This window comes from Neoasaia chiangmaiensis (assembly GCF_002005465.1).
GTDB lineage: Bacteria > Pseudomonadota > Alphaproteobacteria > Acetobacterales > Acetobacteraceae > Neoasaia > Neoasaia chiangmaiensis.
On record NZ_CP014691.1, the window covers coordinates 126524 to 144388 of the forward strand.

Below are 17865 nucleotides of genomic sequence, written 5' to 3' on the forward strand. Positions count from 1 at the left end.
AACTTCCGGATAGCGGATATGGTTTTGACTGAAGCATTCCATCGAGGCGCATAGGAACTGCCGTGAATACAGGACTAAAAGGCGGTTCTTTATCGCTTATTATGAATCAGAAACGCCTTAATAAGGAATGTAGCTCTAACGGAAGACACGCCATGTCTCGTTGTCGGTCATTCAGTGGCCGCCCCGCGTAAATCTCATTGAAGCGCGACCTTTATGGCATCGGCTGAAGTCGGGAACTCCAGTGCGACGGACTGTTGATCGGCGTCATAGACGACTGCCAGAGTATGGCCTCGTTCGATCACACTCTGAGACAGTCGTCTCGTCACGCCATGCACAACAATATGGTAGCTGTGCCACCACGGTGTGTAACTTCCCTCCGGCTTGCCGATGCTGACGTCGATCGAACCGTCAGAATGTTGCATGCACGTCAGATCTGTGCGGCTATAGGCGCCATTGCGATAATCGAAACTGTGCCCGTCGTCCGCATAGACACTACCATGACAGTTTGCACCCGGATACACGTCGATTTCCAGCGGCCCCTTTGGTGTTTCGTCTGTGCTTTGCACGAGGGCCTGACGCGGAATGATGCTGCCCGCGCGAACGAACACCGGCAGCTGGTCAAGGCGCGGCGTGACCGGCAGCGCGTGTGGCGAGGCGGCGCCCTCGTCCTTCAGGGTGAGAAACATCCCGCTCGCCCCCCAGAGCTTGAGCGGCTTCACGCCGGAGACAGGCTTTCCGGTCCAGTAGTCATACCAGCCGCCCGCCGGCAGAGTGACCGAGTAAGGCGCGGGAGATTCCGGCGTGGGTGGCGGTGCCACCATCAGGGATGGGCCCCACATGAACTGTCCCCAGGCGGCCAGATCGAGCGGAATACCGTTCAGGAGACCTTCCGGAAACTCCATGAACAGTGGGCGAATCATCGGAATGCCTGTGCGGGCCGCTTCCTCTGCGAGCGTGTAATTATAGGGAAGCAGGCGATAGCGTTCTTCGATGAAACGGCGACGGATGTCCTCCTGCGCCTTGCCGCCAACCCACGGCTCCTGTGGCTGGCTATCCTCGTCGCTATGATCTCGTGCCAGAGGCTGGAACATGCCGATCTCGATCCAGCGGGTCAGAAGATCGGCCGACGGCGATCCAGCGAAACCACCGATGTCGGCACCGGCAAACGCAAAGCCGCCTAACCCCAGGCTTTCCAGCATCGGCACGGTCAGACGCAGGTGATTCCAGTTGGAACTGTTGTCTCCGGTCCAGGTCGTTCCGTAGCGTTGGCCGCCGGCATAGGACGCGCGGGTCATCACATAGGGACGTTCGTTGGGCTTGAGCGCCAGCAATCCCTCATAGGTCGCGCGGTGATTCTGCATGCCGTAGATATTGTGGATCTCGGCATGCAACGCTTTGCGCGATGCGAACCCCGGCTCGTCGATGCGATGAATATTGTCCAGCGGCATCGTCTTGGTGGGCGTATCGAACACGGCTGGTTCGTCCATGTCATTCCAGAACCCCGCGATACCATCGGTCAGGTAGAATTGCCGATAAAGCGCTCCCCACCAGTCGCGCGTGGCTTTCTGCGTAAAGTCCGGGAAGAGTGCCGGTCCCGGCCAGACCGGGGCGATATAGTTGGTGCCGTCGGCCTTCTTGACGAACCGGTCCTGCGCGATCCCCGTGTCATAGGGCGCATAGCCCGCATTTGGGTGATCAGCGATGTGAAGGTCTGTGATGGCAATGGTGTGGACGCCTTCCCTGGAGAAGGTCTGTACCATGTCGTGAAACCGTGGGAAGGTCTTCGGATCGACGGTGAAGGGCCGATAATTCTGCTGGTAGTCGACATCGAGCCACATCGCATCCGTCGGGATCCGGTCCCTTTTGAGGTGGGCCACGATATCGCGAACGGACGCCTCCGTCGGATATCCCCAGCGCGACTGCTGGAATCCCAACGTCCAGCGCGGCGGCATTGCGGGGGTTCCCGTCAGCCAGGCATATTGCCGCTCGACGTCTTTGGGTGTCGGTCCTGCCATCACGTAGTAGTCGATCGGGCCGTTGTCGGCGGCGATTGTCACCTGTCCCGGCTTCTCGTGGCCAAAATCGAACGTGGTGCGCCAGGTATTGTCGAGGAAGAAGCCGTAATAACCCTGTCGGGTATACCCGACGAAGAAGGGGATATCCTTGTAGAGCGGGTCATGCCCCTCCTGGAAGCCATAGCTGTCCGTGTTCCACATGGCGAAGCTGCGACCCAGCAGATCGAGCGGGCCAAACTTGTCGCCGAGCCCGAAATAATGGGCGTCATCGGGAAGCGATTTCCCCATGGAGAAGCCCGCGCCATCCGGGTCCGCGCGGAAAGCCTGCCTCCGGTCCGCCATCAGGACGCGGCCAGTCTTGCGATCAGAAATGACGATTGCGCCGCTTTCCTGGTCGACCGTGACCTTGATTACACTCGTTGTGAAGCCTGCGATTTGGCCGCGCGTAAAACGTTCGATTGGGGCACGTGACTCGCGCGACGTTCCGAGTGCGGCCCAGGATTCGTCGGGCGGGGGTCGGTTGCCATTTCGCCCGATACGAACACGAACGATGTCGCCGCGCAACGCCGCGATCTCGATGACTGCCCCCCTTACCTTGTAGACGGAAGCATTTGGTTGCGTGCCCAGCGTAGGAAGACCTTCAGCGCTGAGCGCCGGGGACGCCAACGCCACAACAACCGATATTAAGAACCGGAGCGTTCCGAGACGCCGTCTCAATTTTGATTTCCGGTCATGCGTTCTCTGGCACCTCGCTCAGTCTCTCATGGGCCTCATAGCCGCGAGCCTAACTTATCAAGCGACATATGAACGGTGAGTTGATGCGCTTGTCGAGAGGATGCTCATTGGAGACGCGCTCGGCGACGTGCAATCGAACATTCATTTCCGCTCTCTTTCGTTAGTTTATCGTTAACCCTATGGAAATATAACGGTTATGACGGACTAACATCGGGTCAGCGCGGGTCACACTGTGAGGGAGGGCTATAACGTTATGGCTGACACTTCTGACGACCAATTCGTGAGGTCCGATTATCGACCCAGAGGCAACCTTGGGAAACCTCTTCTTCGACTATAACCGATCAATAATCATCGTTAATGATCGCTGCCTGGAAGACTCTTAAGTTTCTTCATAAACGTGGCGAAGTGAGGAAACAGGCCCGAAAACATTTCATCGTCCCGATACCTGAGAAGAACGTCTCCGAGCAGCTTTATGCCGACGGTCAGCTGCGCCGCGTCGTCCCCCGATACGATCGCGAGGGAGTCGACACGTCTAATCAATTCCTGAAGATCATCACGGCTTGATAATTCGAAGCTGATAGACTGACCAGAGATACTCCAGCCCGCCTTTTTTTCCTGGTCGTGACGCTCGATATCAATATGGTAGTTGAAGGGCATCTTCAATTCCTTGTTCCCAAAAACAGACTACGGTGACGGTGGAATATTTGCGGATCGATTGGCTGGCGACCCGGGTCGTCTGCGTGGCAGTACCGTGCGCAGCAGTGCTGCAATTGTGGGCATCATTCGCGGGCGCTTGAGACGCGGGTCATATCCGGAAAAACGCCGGGCATTTTCTGACAGACATACACCCAGGATATCACGCAGGCCGATATCGGTGTCAGAGACGTCTTTAGTGCCAGAAATAGTAAAGTTGTTGTCCTGGTCATGAACTTCACCGTTGCCATCCAGGGTCCGGACCATTCCGATGCGCTCATATGCGAGAAAAAGCCACACGGCTAGCACCCGGAACTCGAACCGAACTCGCCGGTACAGCGTCAACGTGGTGCGATGCCAGGCCAGCCAGTTGGCGAACAGCAGGATATGGCGGCATTCTTCCTGCATGACCGGTTCGAAAGTCTCGATCAGTTCTTCAGGAAACAGGCCGGATCGCCCGGCCAGCTCGAAGAGGCCGAACGCAAAGAAGCTATCCACGCATTCCGAGAATCCGGTCACGAGATAAGCCCATTCGGCGTCACGTGGAACGACATACGGAGGCTCTGGCGCCATGCCGATCTGATAGGCTTCCACGAGCTTCGTCAGCACTTCCTTATGACGGTTTTCTTCCCAGGCATTCCGCGCGATTGCGTCTCGCATTTCGGGGTCGGTCATCGTCGCGGCATAGGCTGCCATCCGGAGGCGCGCTTTCCCCTCGGTTTCCACCGCAATATCCCAGATGGGCAGGGATGTTATTCTTTTGAGCGTTTCCGGGTCCAGCTTCGGCCAGGCGATGACCGAGGGGCGGTAAGGATTGAACGTCTCGCGAAACATATCGGCGACAGCACGCTTATGGTCCGCCGTGCCGGGTCTCAAGGTTCCGGATGTGGTCGCTCGCCAGTGCCTCGCCCGGTAATCGGCTTCGGCGATTGTGAAGGGGTTCTCAGGCTGAGCGCGCGTTTCCATGGGCAAATGCCCATAAATTTTTACAAGCTCTGCCTCATCCGGCGTGCGCCCCGAGGGCAGCCCGCGTTTTTCGGATAGAAAGCGCTTGGCCAGACGACCTGCTATGGTGCGCAACATCGCACAAATCCTCGGTTCTGTCGGAAGATCTTCCCAACCGGAGTCTTACATATCGGTCGCACCAGTCTGGTACGGCGCCTGAGGGACGGTCGCTTCATAACGCGTCCGCTTTTCTGACCTCGAGGATGATCCCCTCAAGCATCGCCTTGAGCTGCTTCTGTCTGGTCGTCGACAATCGCGACGACGCGAGGTCGTTCACGCTCGCGGCGGCCTCGAGCGCCTGATCCTTCAGTTGCATCGCGCGCTCCGAGGGCACGATAATCTGCGCGCGCCCATCGGTCGGATGGGGACGACGCGTGATCAGACCATCGCGTTCCATCCGCCCAAGCGTGTTGCCCATTGTGGCCTGCTCGATATCCAGCCGCTCCACCAGGTCGCGCTGGGTAAGATCTTCGGCAACCCAAAGCTGCTGCAGGACCATGAATTGCGCGACGGCGAGGTCAAGGGGCGCCAATGCGCGTGCCAGAGTCTGTGTCAGAACCCTTGCGCACCGATTGACCAGATAGCCCATGGATTCGACGGGCTGCTCGTCGCAGGCAGAAATGGAATCCTTTTTCCGTTGCACAGCGTGCTGTCCTTATATACATAGCGTGCTGTTGTTATTTGTAGCGAAAGGCGTCTGACGATGCAAGCCCTACCCGATCGAGGGGAAATCCCTGCAAAAGGCACGGCTCCCACAGGCGCAGCATTTATAATGAACGCTACGCCGGTCCACTGAGACAATGGACAAGACACCCCTTATCGGCCTCGCGGGCGCTATCACGCTCGCGATGATGACCGAACTGAATGACCAGATTTCGTCTCAGGCACTGGTCGATATCAGTGGGGCGATCGGTATGAGCCATGATCCTGCCACCTAGTATGAAAGCCTGTACACCTCCGCCGAAATCATCGGCATGGCGTTGTCTCCATGGTGTGCCGTAACGTTTTCACTGCGTCGTTTCGCGCTGTTTGTTGTCGCGCTGTGCTGCCTCTCGACTCTCGGCCTGATTACGACCGGCTATCCGATCGTGCTTTTTGGCTTGCGCGTTTTACAGGGTCTGTCCGGTGGTTTTGCCATCCCCCTATTGATGACGACGGCGCTGCGCGTGGACGGGATCGTCGATTCCGTGCCGCCGGGATCGGGGGCCGCGTTCGAGCCGATCGCGCCCGAGAACGCGACCGGCAACTTCACCAAGATCGTCCAGCGCCTGCCGGTCAAGATCGTGCTGGCGCCGAACCAGCCGCTCGCAAGGCTGCTGCGCCTGGGCATGTCGGTCGAGACCACGGTCGATACGGGTCTGGCCGACGTCGCGGCGCACCAGAATACGGCGCCGGGCACGGTGACCGCGAAATGATCCGCCATCATCGCCTCCGCACAGTCCTTTGCGCCACGGTGTTTGCCCTGACGGGCTGCGCCGTGGGGCCTGATTTTCATGCGCCGCAGATCACCAGCCCGCACCAGTGGGGCTTTGAGCCGCAGGCGCGCAGCCGTCTGGTCTCGGGCCCGATCGACACGCAGTGGTGGCACAGCTTCCGCGATCCCGTGCTCGACAGCCTCGTCGATCGGCTGGCGGCGCAGAACCTCGACCTGCAGACGGCGGGGCAGCGGATCGATCAGGCCCGTGCACAGATGCACGTCGCGGCCTCGGCCGGGCTGCCGCAGGTCTCGTGGGCCGGAAACTATGATTATCGCCGCCTCAGCACGCACGGCATTTTTTCGCTCGCCCAGCCACAGCCCAATGCGAACTTTCAGTTCGACTTCTTTTCCGAGGCCGTCAGCGCGGGCTGGGATCTCGACCTGTTCGGCATGATCCGCCGCGCGGTCGAAGCACAACGCGCGGGCGAGCTGGAATCGCTCCAGGCCCGGCGCGCCGTGGCGCTGGCCGCCGTCTCGGATCTCGCCACCAGCTACATGCAGCTGCGCGGCGTGCAGGAACAGGCCCGGATCACGCGCGCCAACCTGGCCCTTGCCCAGCGTAATCTCGCGCTCGTGCAGAGCCGGTTCGGCAACGGCGTCGCGACCACGCTCGATCTCGCGCAATCCCGCGCACAGGTCGCGCAGATCGCATCCGCCCTGCCCGATCTGGACGATCGGGAGGCAACCCTCATCAATGCGATCGGCTTCCTGCTCGCCCAGCCGCCCCGCGCGCTGGAGACCGAACTGAAAACGCCGGATATCCAGCCTCCGGTGCCACCCACCGTGCCGGTCGGCCTGCCGAGCGATCTTGCACGCCGTCGTCCCGACGTGCTGGTGGCCGAAGCGCGTCTGCATCAGGCGACGGCGGAAGTTGGCATGGCGCAGGCCTCGTTCTATCCGGATATCACGCTGACCGGGAACATGGGCACCGAATCCCTCTCGGCCGCCGACTTCTTTGCGCTGCCCGCGCGGCAGTTCGCGGCGGGACCTACGCTGAACCTGCCGGTCTTCCAGGGCGGACGCCTGCTGGCGACCCTGCATCTGCGAAAAGCCCAAGCGAAGGAAGCAGCGCTCGCCTTCCGTAAAACCGTGCTTGGTGCCTGGAACGACGTGGACAACGCGATGACGGCCTACACGCAGGCTCAGCGCACCCGTGAACAGACCCGCGAGGCGATGACGCAGAACGAAGCGGTCTTGTTCGCGGCACGTCAACGCTACGTCGAGGGTGCGGCCGACTATCTCAACGTCGTCGCAGCCCAGGGTGCCGTGCTGGCGAGTCAGTCGGCGCTGGCCGCCAACCAGACGAAGATCGAAACCACCCTCGTCGGCCTCTACCGCGCGCTCGGCGGCGGCTGGCAATACGCAGAGCCCGCACCAGGCACACAAGCCGCGCGTGCACAGGCGCATATCTCGACCAACCCGCAACCGGTGTTCTCAGGCGCCGCAGCGCTCATGCCATGACGACTACAGGACGTGACACCTGAACCGATTTCCAATTGTCAAAGACGTCCGCTTTGGCAACTTCGTGTCTGAGACCGGACAGACGGCTTTCCCCCCAAGCCGCCTGTCCGCTCAATGGAAGCGAAGCAGACACGCGGCGGCCGCCCGCATATTGGTCGTACCTCCTTCCGATTTACTTTTCTCAGAGCGGACAGTCCGCAGTCACTATTGAACCGACCCAATTGGCCATCACACGGGCGCGTTGTCTGGTTTGTAACACTTCCGAAGAACGTGTCGCGGGCAAGGCGGACGATTTGTATCACTCTGCCTAAAAACCCCGCCCTTGTGGAGCGCCGGCGAAATAGTCGGCTTTACAGAGACTTGAAAGAGTGGATCGGGCGCGGCCACGCCACACATCCGAGCACTCGGACGGGGCCGCGCAAAAATACTATCTTAGCGGAGGAAGTGGCTACATCGCGTGTTTCAGACCGGCGCGAACCAGCCATCTGTTCGCTGGAAAACTGGTAGCAAAGCCGGCCAGCATGGCCACCTGCATCCATATCCAGAAGCCGGCGTCCCAGATTGTGAGGTTCGGTGCTATCGCCAGCCGGAGACCCATGACGGCGAACATGCCAATCTCGAAAGCAGTGATGGACAACGTGTCAGCCTTTAGAGCCGCAAGAAAAGCATCCTTGGACGTCATGTCAGGCTGCATCGGGCGAATGGACCAGTATTGAAAAGCAATGCCGAGCAGGAAGGCCAGAACGAAATCCAGAATCCAACCGGCCGCGAGCTTCGAACCGAATAGCGTAAGCGAAAACGCGCCAGCCAGCGTCTCACCGATGAGATCGCCTAACACGCAGCCGCCGCCGCAATGCGTGGTACTGACTAAGGTGGCGCGTATTGAAACGTCGTGGCTGCCGGAAGAGCCGAGCATGTGCTGGTGGTGGTGAGCGCCCGCATGATCGCCTGTACGTTGCGAGCGACCAAGGGTCCGGTACAGCCAGCCGGCGATCGGGCCGAAGTAGAGGCCGGTCAGCGGCCATGTCATGTTCATGACCCCCATACGCTGGGGATGACTTCGGCAGTCGGCGGCGATCAGTATGACGGTGAGAACGCAGAGCGACAGCCACAAATCCGCAAGGATAATCATCGGGACACACCTGACATTCTTCGACATAGTGAACGTCAAGAGCGATGTGGGAAGAAAGTTGCCGCCGCCTCTTTCATGGGCGACCGAATCATGACGCGATTTCGCAACGATTTCGACGTTGGTTCCTTGGAGACAGCCTGATGGAGGAGGCGAACTGCGCCGGGATCGGCGGAGGAAAGCTGCTTCCGAGCGCTTGCAATCGGAAGCAGGCTGGCAGATTTCCTGAAGAGTTTCAGGCGCCGCGAGGCCTACGAAAGTCGAGGAGGACCGAACCCGCAACACCGAGATCTGGTTATGGGCGATTTGTAACCGGCGCTGCCCTGAGGCGCCACTGAGCGAAGTCACGTGACGACCTTCCGGGATCGCGCCTTGCTTGATCCAGAGCGCGTCCACTGAAGTATGAACCGGGATGGTCCGCGTGGGTCAGCGAGATTCGTCGATCAAGCTTGCCGATGCGGCGAAAAGGCAGCATAATATCCGCAACTTATGCGGTGATTGACATGTATATCCACGAGCATCGGGACTGGCCCCGTTTCATATGGTCCGAGCAAGCGATCACGGTACCTCTTGCGGCAGTGCGCCATCGTCAAGGACGCCTGATTGGTCGCATGGAAGCGCTCGGCCTCAATCTCCAGGCTGAGGCCAATCTCGCCACATTGACCGAAGACGTCATCAAGTCGAGCGAGATCGAGGGAGAGACGCTCGACAAGGAGCAGGTGCGGTCGTCGATCGCTCGTCGCCTTGGCCTGGATATTGGCGCATTGTCGCCTGTTGACCGGGATGTCGAGGGGGTCGTCGAGATGATGCTCGATGCTACCCAGAACTACGTTCAACCCCTGACGGCGGAGCGTCTGTTCGGCTGGCACGCCGCGCTGTTTCCGACCGGGCGAAGCGGCATGAGCCGGATTGTCGTCGGCGCGTGGCGTGACGGACGCTCGGGACCGATGCAAGTCGTCTCTGGACCGTTCGGGCGCGAGCGGGTTCATTTCGAGGCGCCCGTGGCATCAAGGCTACCTGACGAGATGGCGGCGTTCCTTGCCTGGTTCGAACAGGAACACAGTATCGATCCCGTGCTCAAGGGCGCTATCGCCCATCTATGGTTTGTGACCGTTCATCCGTTCGAGGACGGCAACGGGCGCATCGCCCGTGCCATTGCAGATATGGCGCTGGCTCGCTCCGAGGACGGACCGCAGCGTTTCTACAGCATGTCCGCCGGGATCCGCGTAGCGCGCAAAGGCTATTACGCGATACTCGAACGTACGCAGAGGGGGGACCTGGACATCACCAAGTGGATCCTCTGGTTCCTGGCCTGTCTCAGCCAGGCGATCGACGGTGCCGAGCGGGTTTTGGTCAACGTTCTACGAAAAGCCGCGTTCTGGAGGGTGGCCGAGCCACATATATCGAACGACAGACAGCGACTCATGCTCAATCGCCTGCTTGAAGGCTTTGAAGGCAAGCTGACCTCGTCGAAGTGGGCCAAGCTCACTAAAGTATCGCCTGACACCGCCCTGCGCGACATTGTCGATCTCATAGCCAAAGGGCTGTTGACCCGAGACCATGGGGGAGGGCGTAGCACCAGTTACTCGCTATCCACCATGGAATGAACAGGCCGCAGAGCGACGAGGATTTAGGCGACGGCGCAGAAGAGCCCTTCCAGATGCGTTATGTCCACCAGGTCTTTTAGAAAAGCAGGGAGGGCAGGGCCTTGCAAGTTGAGGGTTAATCCTGCTCCCGCAACCACTTACAGTTTCTGAAACCCCGCTAAGTCGCTGACTTGGCGGGGGCTTTCTATGTGTGAACTGAGGTCATCTTGTGGAAAGTTATTTAATTTTAGAGGCTTACGGGAAGTGGGTTCAAATCGAGTGTGGAACACCACGCAACCAATTGCGATTAGCTGCATCCCTTTGCCACGCGACAGTCAGCGATGGCCTCTAAATACAGGAGGTCGGACGCCAAATATCCATAGGGGAGAGCCGTAACTTAATCCTATTACCCATACATTCATCAGTCGAAGGGCGTGCCAGATGGAGGTCTGGCACGCCCGTTCATATTCGTGCAGTCAAACGGGACAGCACGCGGCTGACCCATATGACGGCCAGCCTAGTGGGCATCATGCGGGGTCGCCGCCATTCCCACCGCCATGCTTGATCCACCCCACAGTGTGGCTTCTCCCATGGTCCCGCGCTTATCGGGTCCGGGTCCCCATTTTAATTCAGGTGCTCGCTTCTTTACCAATCGAACCAAGTGGGTCGATTTCAGCGATCTTCTGGAATTCACAAAGGTAATCCTGTTGATGAGTTGCCATCCAACGGACTATCCGACTGTTTGCAAGGAGTTTGGCGATATAGCCGCGTGCCACGGTCAAATGCAGATTATCAATGCCGTAGGTTTCCTCGACAGACTTTACTTGTGTCTGAAGTGCTGCGAGTTCTCGTTCCATACGAGCAATCTGCTGACCTGATGGTGTCGCTCTACTCTCTTTTTTTCCTCTTTTGTTCGGTACGAGCTGGTTTTCTGACGTCGCGGCCCGCAAGGCTCGGGCGAACATGACTGTGAAGTTGTTCTGGCCGATCATGAGGTCAGCGGATTCGATCTGTCGTACAGCCGTCATCTGGCGCAAAATATCGAATACCTTCATGGAGCAGGGGGTATCTTTAAGCATTTCAGCCGCTTCGGGACTGATGCCGTCCAGTAGCCGGAAACGTCTCAATACCGCTTCTACCTGAATATTGAGTGCGGTAGCGATATCAGCTGACGAGACTCCGCGCTCCATGGCGCGTGCGATCATCCGATGTTCCTGGATTGGTGGTATACGATTGACCCGCTTATTGTAGGTATAGGTATCATCGTCAGGAGCCAGCAGACATTCGACTTCTGTGAAGCCGAGTTCCTTCATGGCTTCGATTCTTAAATGACCGTCAAGTAGAAACCATTGTTCGGCGTTCGTCGTATCTGCCGTCACAGCCGGGGACTCTATCGGGTGTCCGATCGCTTTTATGGAGGTCAATATCTGTGAATATGTGCGGCTCGATCTAATATCGGGCGGCAATGTCTTGAGTGGAATGATTGATGCTACAGGAATCGTGAGGAAATCCATGCCGAAAGCCATATGAATACGGCTATGCCCTCGATTGTTCACTTCATCAGTCATGCTCGTTTCCCGATACTCTGACTGTTAGAGCGCGAGGCATGGTCGCCAGCCCTTCGGCTCTAAGCAGGTTAATAAAGCCGTCGTTCGCGAGAAGATCCTTCAAGGCTTCAACGATGAACAGAAGTCGTGTCTGAGTAAAATCCGATTTCTTGACCAACAGACGCTGCTTTTCAGCCTCACGTTGATAGACCTGCATTAGATCAGCGGCCGTCATTCTACGACTGCTCGTTTTGCGCCCTAAACGCCCCGTTGGTAGACCTTTACGTTGGCTTTGCAAGCGCATCTCGAGCATTCGCCGGACCGCTGCCAGCTTCTTGCCCCTCAGCTTGCCCGTTTCATAGGCATCAAGGAGTAGGTTCTGGGCTTCTTCTGTTTCGGCCCGGGAAATCTCCATTGCCAGAGTAATAGGAATAAGGCCGGTTTCAACTGCGGCTAGAAGCCGCTCCTCACCACGATCGAGGAGGGAAGCGACCATGTTGACCCAGGAGGCTCCGACACCGATTTTTGTACCGATTGCCGTATCACTATAACCGCGTGATCGTAATGCGCCGACCTCGCGCATGAGATCAATGGGGCGCGGTGTACGTCGGGCGATGTTTTCGACCAAGCTCATGACGAGACACTCGCTCTCGCTCGCCTTGATGACCACTGCCGGGATATCTGGCTGGCCGAGCATCTGGAAGGCTTCCAACCGACCTTCGCCGCAAACGAGGTCATATCTGGGGCCATTGGCCGTATCTCGGCGACTTACGGTGATGGGCCGTTTCAAACCGATAGCTTCGATGTTGTTAACAATTTCCCGATGCTGGCGCTTGTTGCGGGCGCGTGGATTTACGACTGTAATCTGGCTGATCGGGATCATTTCGATCCTGCTCGGACGAATGACAGACATCAGGCGACCTCCGCAATGGAAATAGGAGTGGCGATGTCGTATAGGAGTTCAAGATTGTCGAAACGATAGGCGTCAAGAGCAAGACCGTTTTCTTCCGACAGGCGAAGTTTGCCGGAAATTATGTCGATGCGTGGAAATAGATAGTAGTCCAGAGGCATACGATTGGCGCTGTCCATACGCACGACGATCGTAATGTCGGGTATGAGTGAGGTATCGAAATGCATCTTCCAGCGCAGCAGTCCGGTGGATGTTTCTATACAGCGCGCTATCGTCACGGAAAGACTGAATTCGTCATTGACGACGATACGGTCGTCCTGAGGAGTCTGCCATACATCACTACCTTTGGTGCGCAATTCAGCGATTATTTGTCGAATAATTTCCGGATGAAGTCTGCGTAGTTCACGGTTTATCGCGATGTATCGATAGTCACGATCCGGTTTGAACCCGACAAGATGATAGGCGCGGAGCAAGCTGCCGAAACGGGCGCTATAGGCGCCGCTGGAAGGCAAGTCATCACATTCATCAATGATTATACCCGATAATAGGCCTTTCTGGTGATAGAGTTCCTTCAAGGAATGCAGCATTTCTTCATCAGTCAGACGGAAAGAGCGCGTATTGATGATGCTCCTTGCAGATTCGAATAGCTCACGCTCGACGATGGCTTCGAATGCATTTTGCGCTTTGATCCACATTTCTGGATCATTGCGAACTCGTTTCTTCTTTAACTTGAAGGAGCGACGATTCCATACGTTGTCGCCGACGTATTTCTCATTGATCAGTAATTGATGTACTGTTCCTCTGGTCCAGAGACGTCCAAGATCTGTCAAAATGCCACGTCTGTTGAGGTCGTCGGCGATCTCGCTCTCGCTGCGTTCCTGATGAACGAAAGACTGATAGATGGTGCGGACCAGATTGATTTCCTCGGCCGGGCCGGGCGTCAGGATAACGCGGTCAGTCTGGATACTCTTATGTTCGCCCTGTCCAAGAATGCCCTTGATGGCGCCGTTCTCATCAATCAGGGTTCGACGTAAGCCAAATCCAGCCGGCCCTCCCTGACGATAACCCTTCTCGATCAATCTTCCCTGACCTGCAAATACTTTGGTAGAAAGTTCACGGCTATATTCACCAGCCATGGCACGCTTAACGCCCTTGACGATGGTTGAGATTGGACTCCCATCGTTCTCGAACTGTTCGGCGCAATACTCGACTGCAATACCCGCGCGACGGCAGATATATTCGTAGTAAGCGCTCTCATCCGCATCCTGGAACCGGCCCCAACGGCTGACGTCGTAGACAAGAACTAATGTGAAATCAGTATTTCCTGCCTGAACGTCTTCAATGAGTTGTCTGAGTGCATTGCGCCCCTCAATTTTGAGGCCACTTTTCCCGGCATCGGCATACGTGCGGACAATCTTAATCCCACGAGCCTTGGCATACTGCTTGATCGCTTCCGACTGATTTTCGGTCGAATACTTCTGAAGATCCGTTGACATCCGGACGTATTCGGCGGCCCGAACGAAGCGTTCCAGCGGCTCCGTGCGATCATCATCGTAGAATCTCCGGCTCGTCACGTTTTGCCCTTTCCGAGGCCGATAACGGAGGTCCGGACATCTTCCCTCGCAGTGAGAATGAGTCTGTTCCGTCATTCTGAAGCGGGATTATTTTAGCATCGGAAGGATCGGAAGATGTTGCCGAAAAAGGGCAGGAAATTACCTCTATGGAAGGGTGTTCTCGGACGTCGTGAAAACTATGCCAAGACGGTTGCCGAACTGTTGCGCAAAGAGCATGAAGATAGCCACGGTGTAATCAAAAGGCTTATGCGACAGACAGGCGCAAGTGAGAAGAGTGTAAAACACTGGCTTTCAGCGCAGCATGGCCCAGATACGATATATTTCTTGCGTCTTGTTGTTTCGTCGCCGGTTATCCGGGCATTCGTTTCTGGGCTCGTCGAAGGACGTAATGCTGATCTCTCGACATACTCGACAGAGTGTTCTTCACTTGCTGCAGCCAGAGAAGCTTATCGGCTTGGAGTGGTGGCAAGTGGCAGACAGGCAGTGGCTGCAAGAGGGAATGACCCTGAACATGTCCTTGAACACGACCCTGTAAATGTCCCTGATCATTGGGAACTGAATGAACGGCAACGGTGGTTCCTGCTAAGCCTCGAGCGAGGAAGCAAATGCAGAGCCATAGACATTATATCTGTATGGAATGTGAGCCTGAAAACCGCACGCAGGGACATTGGAGGTCTTCAGCAAGCTCAACTCGTAGAATATGTCGGCTCACGCAGGAAAGGGAGATATTGCCGCAAAGCCGAGACCTGAGTGGACGATCTCTTCCAGGTGGCAAGCCTGGCCAATCACAAGGCCGGAATGGAAGGCGCCCCTTGCCAAAGGGAGGTCTCTTAGCTATATCCTTAGCTAAGGAGGTGCCTCATGGCCCAGTTTTCGGTTCACGATGCCAAAACCAACCTGTCTCGCCTGATTGCCGACGCGCTTGCGGGTGGCGATGTGGTGATCGCACGTGGTTCTGTACCAGTAGTGCGCCTTGTGCCGGTGGAGCCGCAGGGTCGTCGCGTGTTTGGGGCGCTCAAAGGCCAGATCACCCTGGATAAGACCTTCAATGAGGCGCTGCCCGACGATGAACTGGACGGGTGGAATCTCGCTTGAGGCTATTGCTTGATACACATGCGTTGATCTGGTGGTTGGCGGGCGACGAGCATTTGAGCCGTCGCGCCCAAGAGGCCATAGCGGATGAGGTCAACGTCATAGCCGTGAGCGCGGCTTCGGCCATGGAGGTCGCAACCAAGTTCCGCATCGGTAAACTGCCGGGGGCGGCCCTGCTGGCACAGGATTTTGAGGCTATTGTTGCTGGGCAGGGATTCGTTGAGCTGCCAATCAGCGTTACTCATGCTCGCATCGCGGGCGAGATGAACATTGCTCATAAGGACCCGTTTGATCGTTTCCTGATTGCCCAAGCGCAGGCCGAGGGTATGACGTTGATCTCCAACGAGGCCTTGTTTGACAACTTCGCCGTCAATCGTCTTTGGTGATCGCCTAAAGCGGACGTACGAACGAGGGAATGGTGGATACGAACCGACCTGAACCGGTGGGATCAGTTCGCGACAAAGGTCATGGCTTTGAATGGGAGCTGCCCTACTCCTAGGAGATAGGAGGCGCTATGATTGGGGAAAGATCAAGCGAGCGCAGAAAAAATCTTTTCAAAACAATTATCTAAACCCGCTTTATTCTCACCTTGCGATTGTCGCAACTTGAGAAGCAATCCTGCCCCCGCAACCACCGATTCCCACATTGATGTTTTCGCAATTCCTTTCAAGGGCTTGCCCGATTTCGTGTCCTTCTGGTTCACGAATCTCAGCAGCGTGCCGAGCTCGCCATAGAGTGTTGCGAAGATCTCGCCGCGCTTATCACCCGGCGACAGGACGATCTTCTCCACCAGTGTGCGAACAGCTTCGGACGCCTCGGCCCGGTCCTCCGGCTGGTTCAGACTCTCGGTCAGGCGCTCCACCTTCTTTTTGAAGACGGCCGATATGTTCGGGTGAATGTCCAGCGTATCCTCCAGCTCGGACGAGAGCAGGGCGTTCAGTTCGACCTTGCGAGCTTCGAGCGCGTCCATCTCGGCTTTCATGCTGGGATGAAACATGCCTTCCTTGATGGCCTCGACGATGCCCCGGATGCCCTTCTCGACCTTTGCCAGCTCGGCCTTGTAGCCGGCGCTGTTGGCGCGGCGCTCGTGGTTCAGGCGGTTGGTCTCTTCCGCATAGGCTTTCATGGCCGCAGCGGCGGCTTCGGGTGTCATCAGCTTGTGTTTGAGGCCGACGAGTACGCGTTCTTCAAGATCGGGGCGCAGGATCGTCGCCTTGTTATGGCAGGAACGGTTCGCGATCCGGTTTGAGCAGGCATAGCGGTCCTTCTCGCGGAGCGAGTAGCTGCCGCCGCAGACGCCGCAGAAAATCATCCCCGAGAACAGGGATTTGGGGCGGCGCATGCCGTGCATCCGGTTTGTGGCCGAGGCTCTGACTGCCGAGATGACGTTGACATATTGAGCGGCGATCTTCGCCTGACGGTCGCTGACGGCCTGCCAGAGCGCATCATCGACGATGCGTAGTTCCGGCACCTCGGTCGTGATCCAGGCGGATTCCGGGTTCAGCCGCGACACCCGCTTACCGGTTGAGGGATCCTTGATGTAGCGGAGCCGGTTCCAGACGAGGCAGCCGATATACAGTTCGTTGTTCACGATGCCCGTGCCGCGCTGGACGTGGCCCCGGATTGTGGTGTCGATCCATGGCTTGCCGTTCGGACCGGGGATGCCCTCGTCGTTGAGGGTGCGGGCGATCGCGCGCGGGCCGATGCCGGCTGCGAAATCTCGGAAGATGCGGCGCACCACATTGGCTTCTGCGAGATCGATCTCCCGGTCGCCGCGGATCGGATCGCCGCGCGCGTCCAGCTTCTTGATGACCTTGTAGCCGTAGCACAGGCCGCCACCAGACTTGCCGTCCTCGACCCGACCGCGCAGGCCGCGATGCGTTTTGGCGGCGAGGTCTTTGAGGAAAAGGGCGTTCATTGTGCCCTTGAGGCCAACATGCAGTTCGCTGATCTCGCCTTCGGCCAGGGTAACGATTTTGACCCCTGCAAACTTCAGATGTTTGAACAGGGTGGCGACATCGGCCTGATCGCGGCTGATGCGGTCCAGCGCTTCGGCCAGCACGACAGTGAATTCGCCACGCTGCGCGTCCTGCAAAAGGGTCTGGATGCCGGGACGCAGGATCATGCTGGATCCGGAGATGCCTGCGTCCTTGTAAGCGCTGGCGACCTTCCATTTCTCGCGTTTCGCGTGCTCGCGGCAGATGCGGAACTGGTCCTCGATCGAGGCCGCCCGCTGATTGTCGGAGGAATAGCGGGCATAGAGCGCGACACGCACCATGGCAGGACTCCGGGCATCATCTTCCAAAAAGAGAGGGTATCAGAGCTTACCTTGTTTCCATCCGTCGGGTGGTAGTCAATTCATTGGCGTCGCCATCACGTTTTTCGGGTAGGCCCTGCTGGATGGCGGGTGCGGCGTCGGCGGTGCTTCTGACGCTCATACCCTGCAGCCCCGCCGCCATAGAACGTCGCCCGGTCATAGTGATTGAGGGGAGCACCGAGACGAAGCCGCTCCGGCAGGTCCGGATTATCACGCCGCCCATTCTGTATTGCCGGACCGCTTCGCGGACGCCAGGCCGGGCGCATTGCCCGACGAGGGGATGCGGTGGTGGACGGCTTTCGGAGACCAGACGCTCGACGACCT

The 17865-nt window shown here is 57.7% G+C and carries 16 protein-coding genes; 7 read left to right on the plus strand and 9 right to left on the minus strand.

Going from position 1 to position 17865, the window contains the following annotated elements:
• Positions 1–194: 194 nt before the first annotated feature.
• The 4 genes from A0U93_RS00635 to A0U93_RS00650 all read right to left on the minus strand — a co-directional run bounded on the left by A0U93_RS00635 (position 195) and on the right by A0U93_RS00650 (position 4980).
• The gene (locus A0U93_RS00635; RefSeq protein WP_211274035.1) at positions 195–2687 is read right to left on the minus strand and encodes a glycoside hydrolase family 31 protein; all 2493 of its coding nucleotides are present in this window, start codon (positions 2685–2687) and stop codon (positions 195–197) included.
• Positions 2688–3104: 417 nt separating this feature from the next.
• A complete protein-coding gene (locus A0U93_RS00640) occupies positions 3105–3407 on the minus strand; it encodes a DUF3861 family protein (RefSeq protein WP_077805662.1) in 303 nt (100 codons plus the stop codon).
• Positions 3408–3434: 27 nt separating this feature from the next.
• A complete protein-coding gene (locus A0U93_RS00645; RefSeq protein WP_077808218.1) occupies positions 3435–4409 on the minus strand; it encodes a ferritin family protein in 975 nt (324 codons plus the stop codon).
• 211 nt (positions 4410–4620) lie between these two features.
• Entirely contained in the window at positions 4621–4980 is a 360-nt protein-coding gene (locus A0U93_RS00650; protein ID WP_169852660.1) for a MarR family winged helix-turn-helix transcriptional regulator, read from the minus strand.
• A gap of 268 nt (positions 4981–5248) precedes the next feature.
• On the opposite strand from A0U93_RS00650, the gene A0U93_RS16330 reads away from it, so the two are divergent.
• The 3 genes from A0U93_RS16330 to A0U93_RS00660 are packed head-to-tail and all read left to right on the plus strand — an operon-like array spanning position 5249 to position 7386.
• Positions 5249–5386 (plus strand): hypothetical protein, encoded by a 138-nt coding sequence (locus A0U93_RS16330; protein ID WP_169852661.1) that lies wholly within the window; start codon positions 5249–5251, stop codon positions 5384–5386.
• 36 nt (positions 5387–5422) lie between these two features.
• Entirely contained in the window at positions 5423–5863 is a 441-nt protein-coding gene (locus A0U93_RS17060; RefSeq protein ID WP_077805663.1) for an HlyD family secretion protein, read from the plus strand.
• Positions 5860–7386, plus strand: coding sequence for an efflux transporter outer membrane subunit (locus A0U93_RS00660; RefSeq protein WP_077805664.1), 1527 nt, complete (start codon positions 5860–5862; stop codon positions 7384–7386). The genes A0U93_RS17060 and A0U93_RS00660 overlap by 4 nt, the downstream gene beginning before the upstream one ends.
• Before the next feature lie 448 nt (positions 7387–7834).
• On the opposite strand, the gene A0U93_RS00665 is transcribed toward A0U93_RS00660, so the two are convergent.
• Positions 7835–8911: a DUF4396 domain-containing protein gene (locus A0U93_RS00665; RefSeq protein WP_147151201.1), complete on the minus strand. Its 1077-nt coding sequence runs from the start codon at positions 8909–8911 to the stop codon at positions 7835–7837.
• A 101-nt stretch (positions 8912–9012) separates the two neighbouring features.
• On the opposite strand from A0U93_RS00665, the gene A0U93_RS00670 reads away from it, so the two are divergent.
• Entirely contained in the window at positions 9013–10122 is a 1110-nt protein-coding gene (locus A0U93_RS00670; RefSeq protein ID WP_211274065.1) for a Fic family protein, read from the plus strand.
• A gap of 608 nt (positions 10123–10730) precedes the next feature.
• Here A0U93_RS00670 and A0U93_RS00675 read toward each other — a convergent pair.
• The 3 genes from A0U93_RS00675 to A0U93_RS00685 are packed head-to-tail and all read right to left on the minus strand — an operon-like array spanning position 10731 to position 14132.
• Positions 10731–11669: a plasmid partitioning protein RepB C-terminal domain-containing protein gene (locus A0U93_RS00675; protein WP_077805667.1), complete on the minus strand. Its 939-nt coding sequence runs from the start codon at positions 11667–11669 to the stop codon at positions 10731–10733.
• The gene (locus A0U93_RS00680; protein ID WP_077805668.1) at positions 11662–12561 is read right to left on the minus strand and encodes a plasmid partitioning protein RepB C-terminal domain-containing protein; all 900 of its coding nucleotides are present in this window, start codon (positions 12559–12561) and stop codon (positions 11662–11664) included. The genes A0U93_RS00675 and A0U93_RS00680 overlap by 8 nt, the downstream gene beginning before the upstream one ends.
• Positions 12561–14132, minus strand: a complete 1572-nt coding sequence (locus tag A0U93_RS00685; RefSeq protein WP_077805669.1) for a recombinase family protein — start codon at positions 14130–14132, stop codon at positions 12561–12563. The genes A0U93_RS00680 and A0U93_RS00685 overlap by 1 nt, the downstream gene beginning before the upstream one ends.
• A 114-nt stretch (positions 14133–14246) precedes the next feature.
• Between A0U93_RS00685 and A0U93_RS00690 the strand changes: the two genes are divergently transcribed.
• The 3 genes from A0U93_RS00690 to A0U93_RS00700 all read left to right on the plus strand — a co-directional run bounded on the left by A0U93_RS00690 (position 14247) and on the right by A0U93_RS00700 (position 15610).
• A complete protein-coding gene (locus tag A0U93_RS00690) occupies positions 14247–14882 on the plus strand; it encodes a hypothetical protein (protein ID WP_169852662.1) in 636 nt (211 codons plus the stop codon).
• Positions 14883–14993: 111 nt separating this feature from the next.
• Positions 14994–15227: a type II toxin-antitoxin system Phd/YefM family antitoxin gene (locus A0U93_RS00695; protein ID WP_077805670.1), complete on the plus strand. Its 234-nt coding sequence runs from the start codon at positions 14994–14996 to the stop codon at positions 15225–15227.
• A complete protein-coding gene (locus A0U93_RS00700; RefSeq protein WP_035729077.1) occupies positions 15224–15610 on the plus strand; it encodes a type II toxin-antitoxin system VapC family toxin in 387 nt (128 codons plus the stop codon). The genes A0U93_RS00695 and A0U93_RS00700 overlap by 4 nt, the downstream gene beginning before the upstream one ends.
• Before the next feature lie 143 nt (positions 15611–15753).
• Here A0U93_RS00700 and A0U93_RS00705 read toward each other — a convergent pair whose 3' ends face one another.
• Entirely contained in the window at positions 15754–17502 is a 1749-nt protein-coding gene (locus A0U93_RS00705; protein WP_077805671.1) for a recombinase family protein, read from the minus strand.
• Between the last annotated feature and the right edge of the window lie 363 nt (positions 17503–17865).

Bases quoted from the DNA above. Each gene is read 5' to 3' on its own strand.
- A0U93_RS00640 (WP_077805662.1), bottom strand. From the start codon at position 3,407: ATGCCCTTCAACTACCATATTGATATCGAGCGTCACGACCAGGAAAAA.
- A0U93_RS00645 (WP_077808218.1), bottom strand. From the start codon at position 4,409: ATGGAAACGCGCGCTCAGCCTGAGAACCCCTTCACAATCGCCGAAGCC.
- A0U93_RS16330 (WP_169852661.1), top strand. From the start codon at position 5,249: ATGGACAAGACACCCCTTATCGGCCTCGCGGGCGCTATCACGCTCGCG.
- A0U93_RS17060 (WP_077805663.1), top strand. From the start codon at position 5,423: ATGGCGTTGTCTCCATGGTGTGCCGTAACGTTTTCACTGCGTCGTTTC.
- A0U93_RS00660 (WP_077805664.1), top strand. From the start codon at position 5,860: ATGATCCGCCATCATCGCCTCCGCACAGTCCTTTGCGCCACGGTGTTT.
- A0U93_RS00675 (WP_077805667.1), bottom strand. From the start codon at position 11,669: ATGACTGATGAAGTGAACAATCGAGGGCATAGCCGTATTCATATGGCT.
- A0U93_RS00680 (WP_077805668.1), bottom strand. From the start codon at position 12,561: ATGTCTGTCATTCGTCCGAGCAGGATCGAAATGATCCCGATCAGCCAG.
- A0U93_RS00690 (WP_169852662.1), top strand. From the start codon at position 14,247: ATGTTGCCGAAAAAGGGCAGGAAATTACCTCTATGGAAGGGTGTTCTC.
- A0U93_RS00695 (WP_077805670.1), top strand. From the start codon at position 14,994: ATGGCCCAGTTTTCGGTTCACGATGCCAAAACCAACCTGTCTCGCCTG.
- A0U93_RS00705 (WP_077805671.1), bottom strand. From the start codon at position 17,502: ATGGTGCGTGTCGCGCTCTATGCCCGCTATTCCTCCGACAATCAGCGG.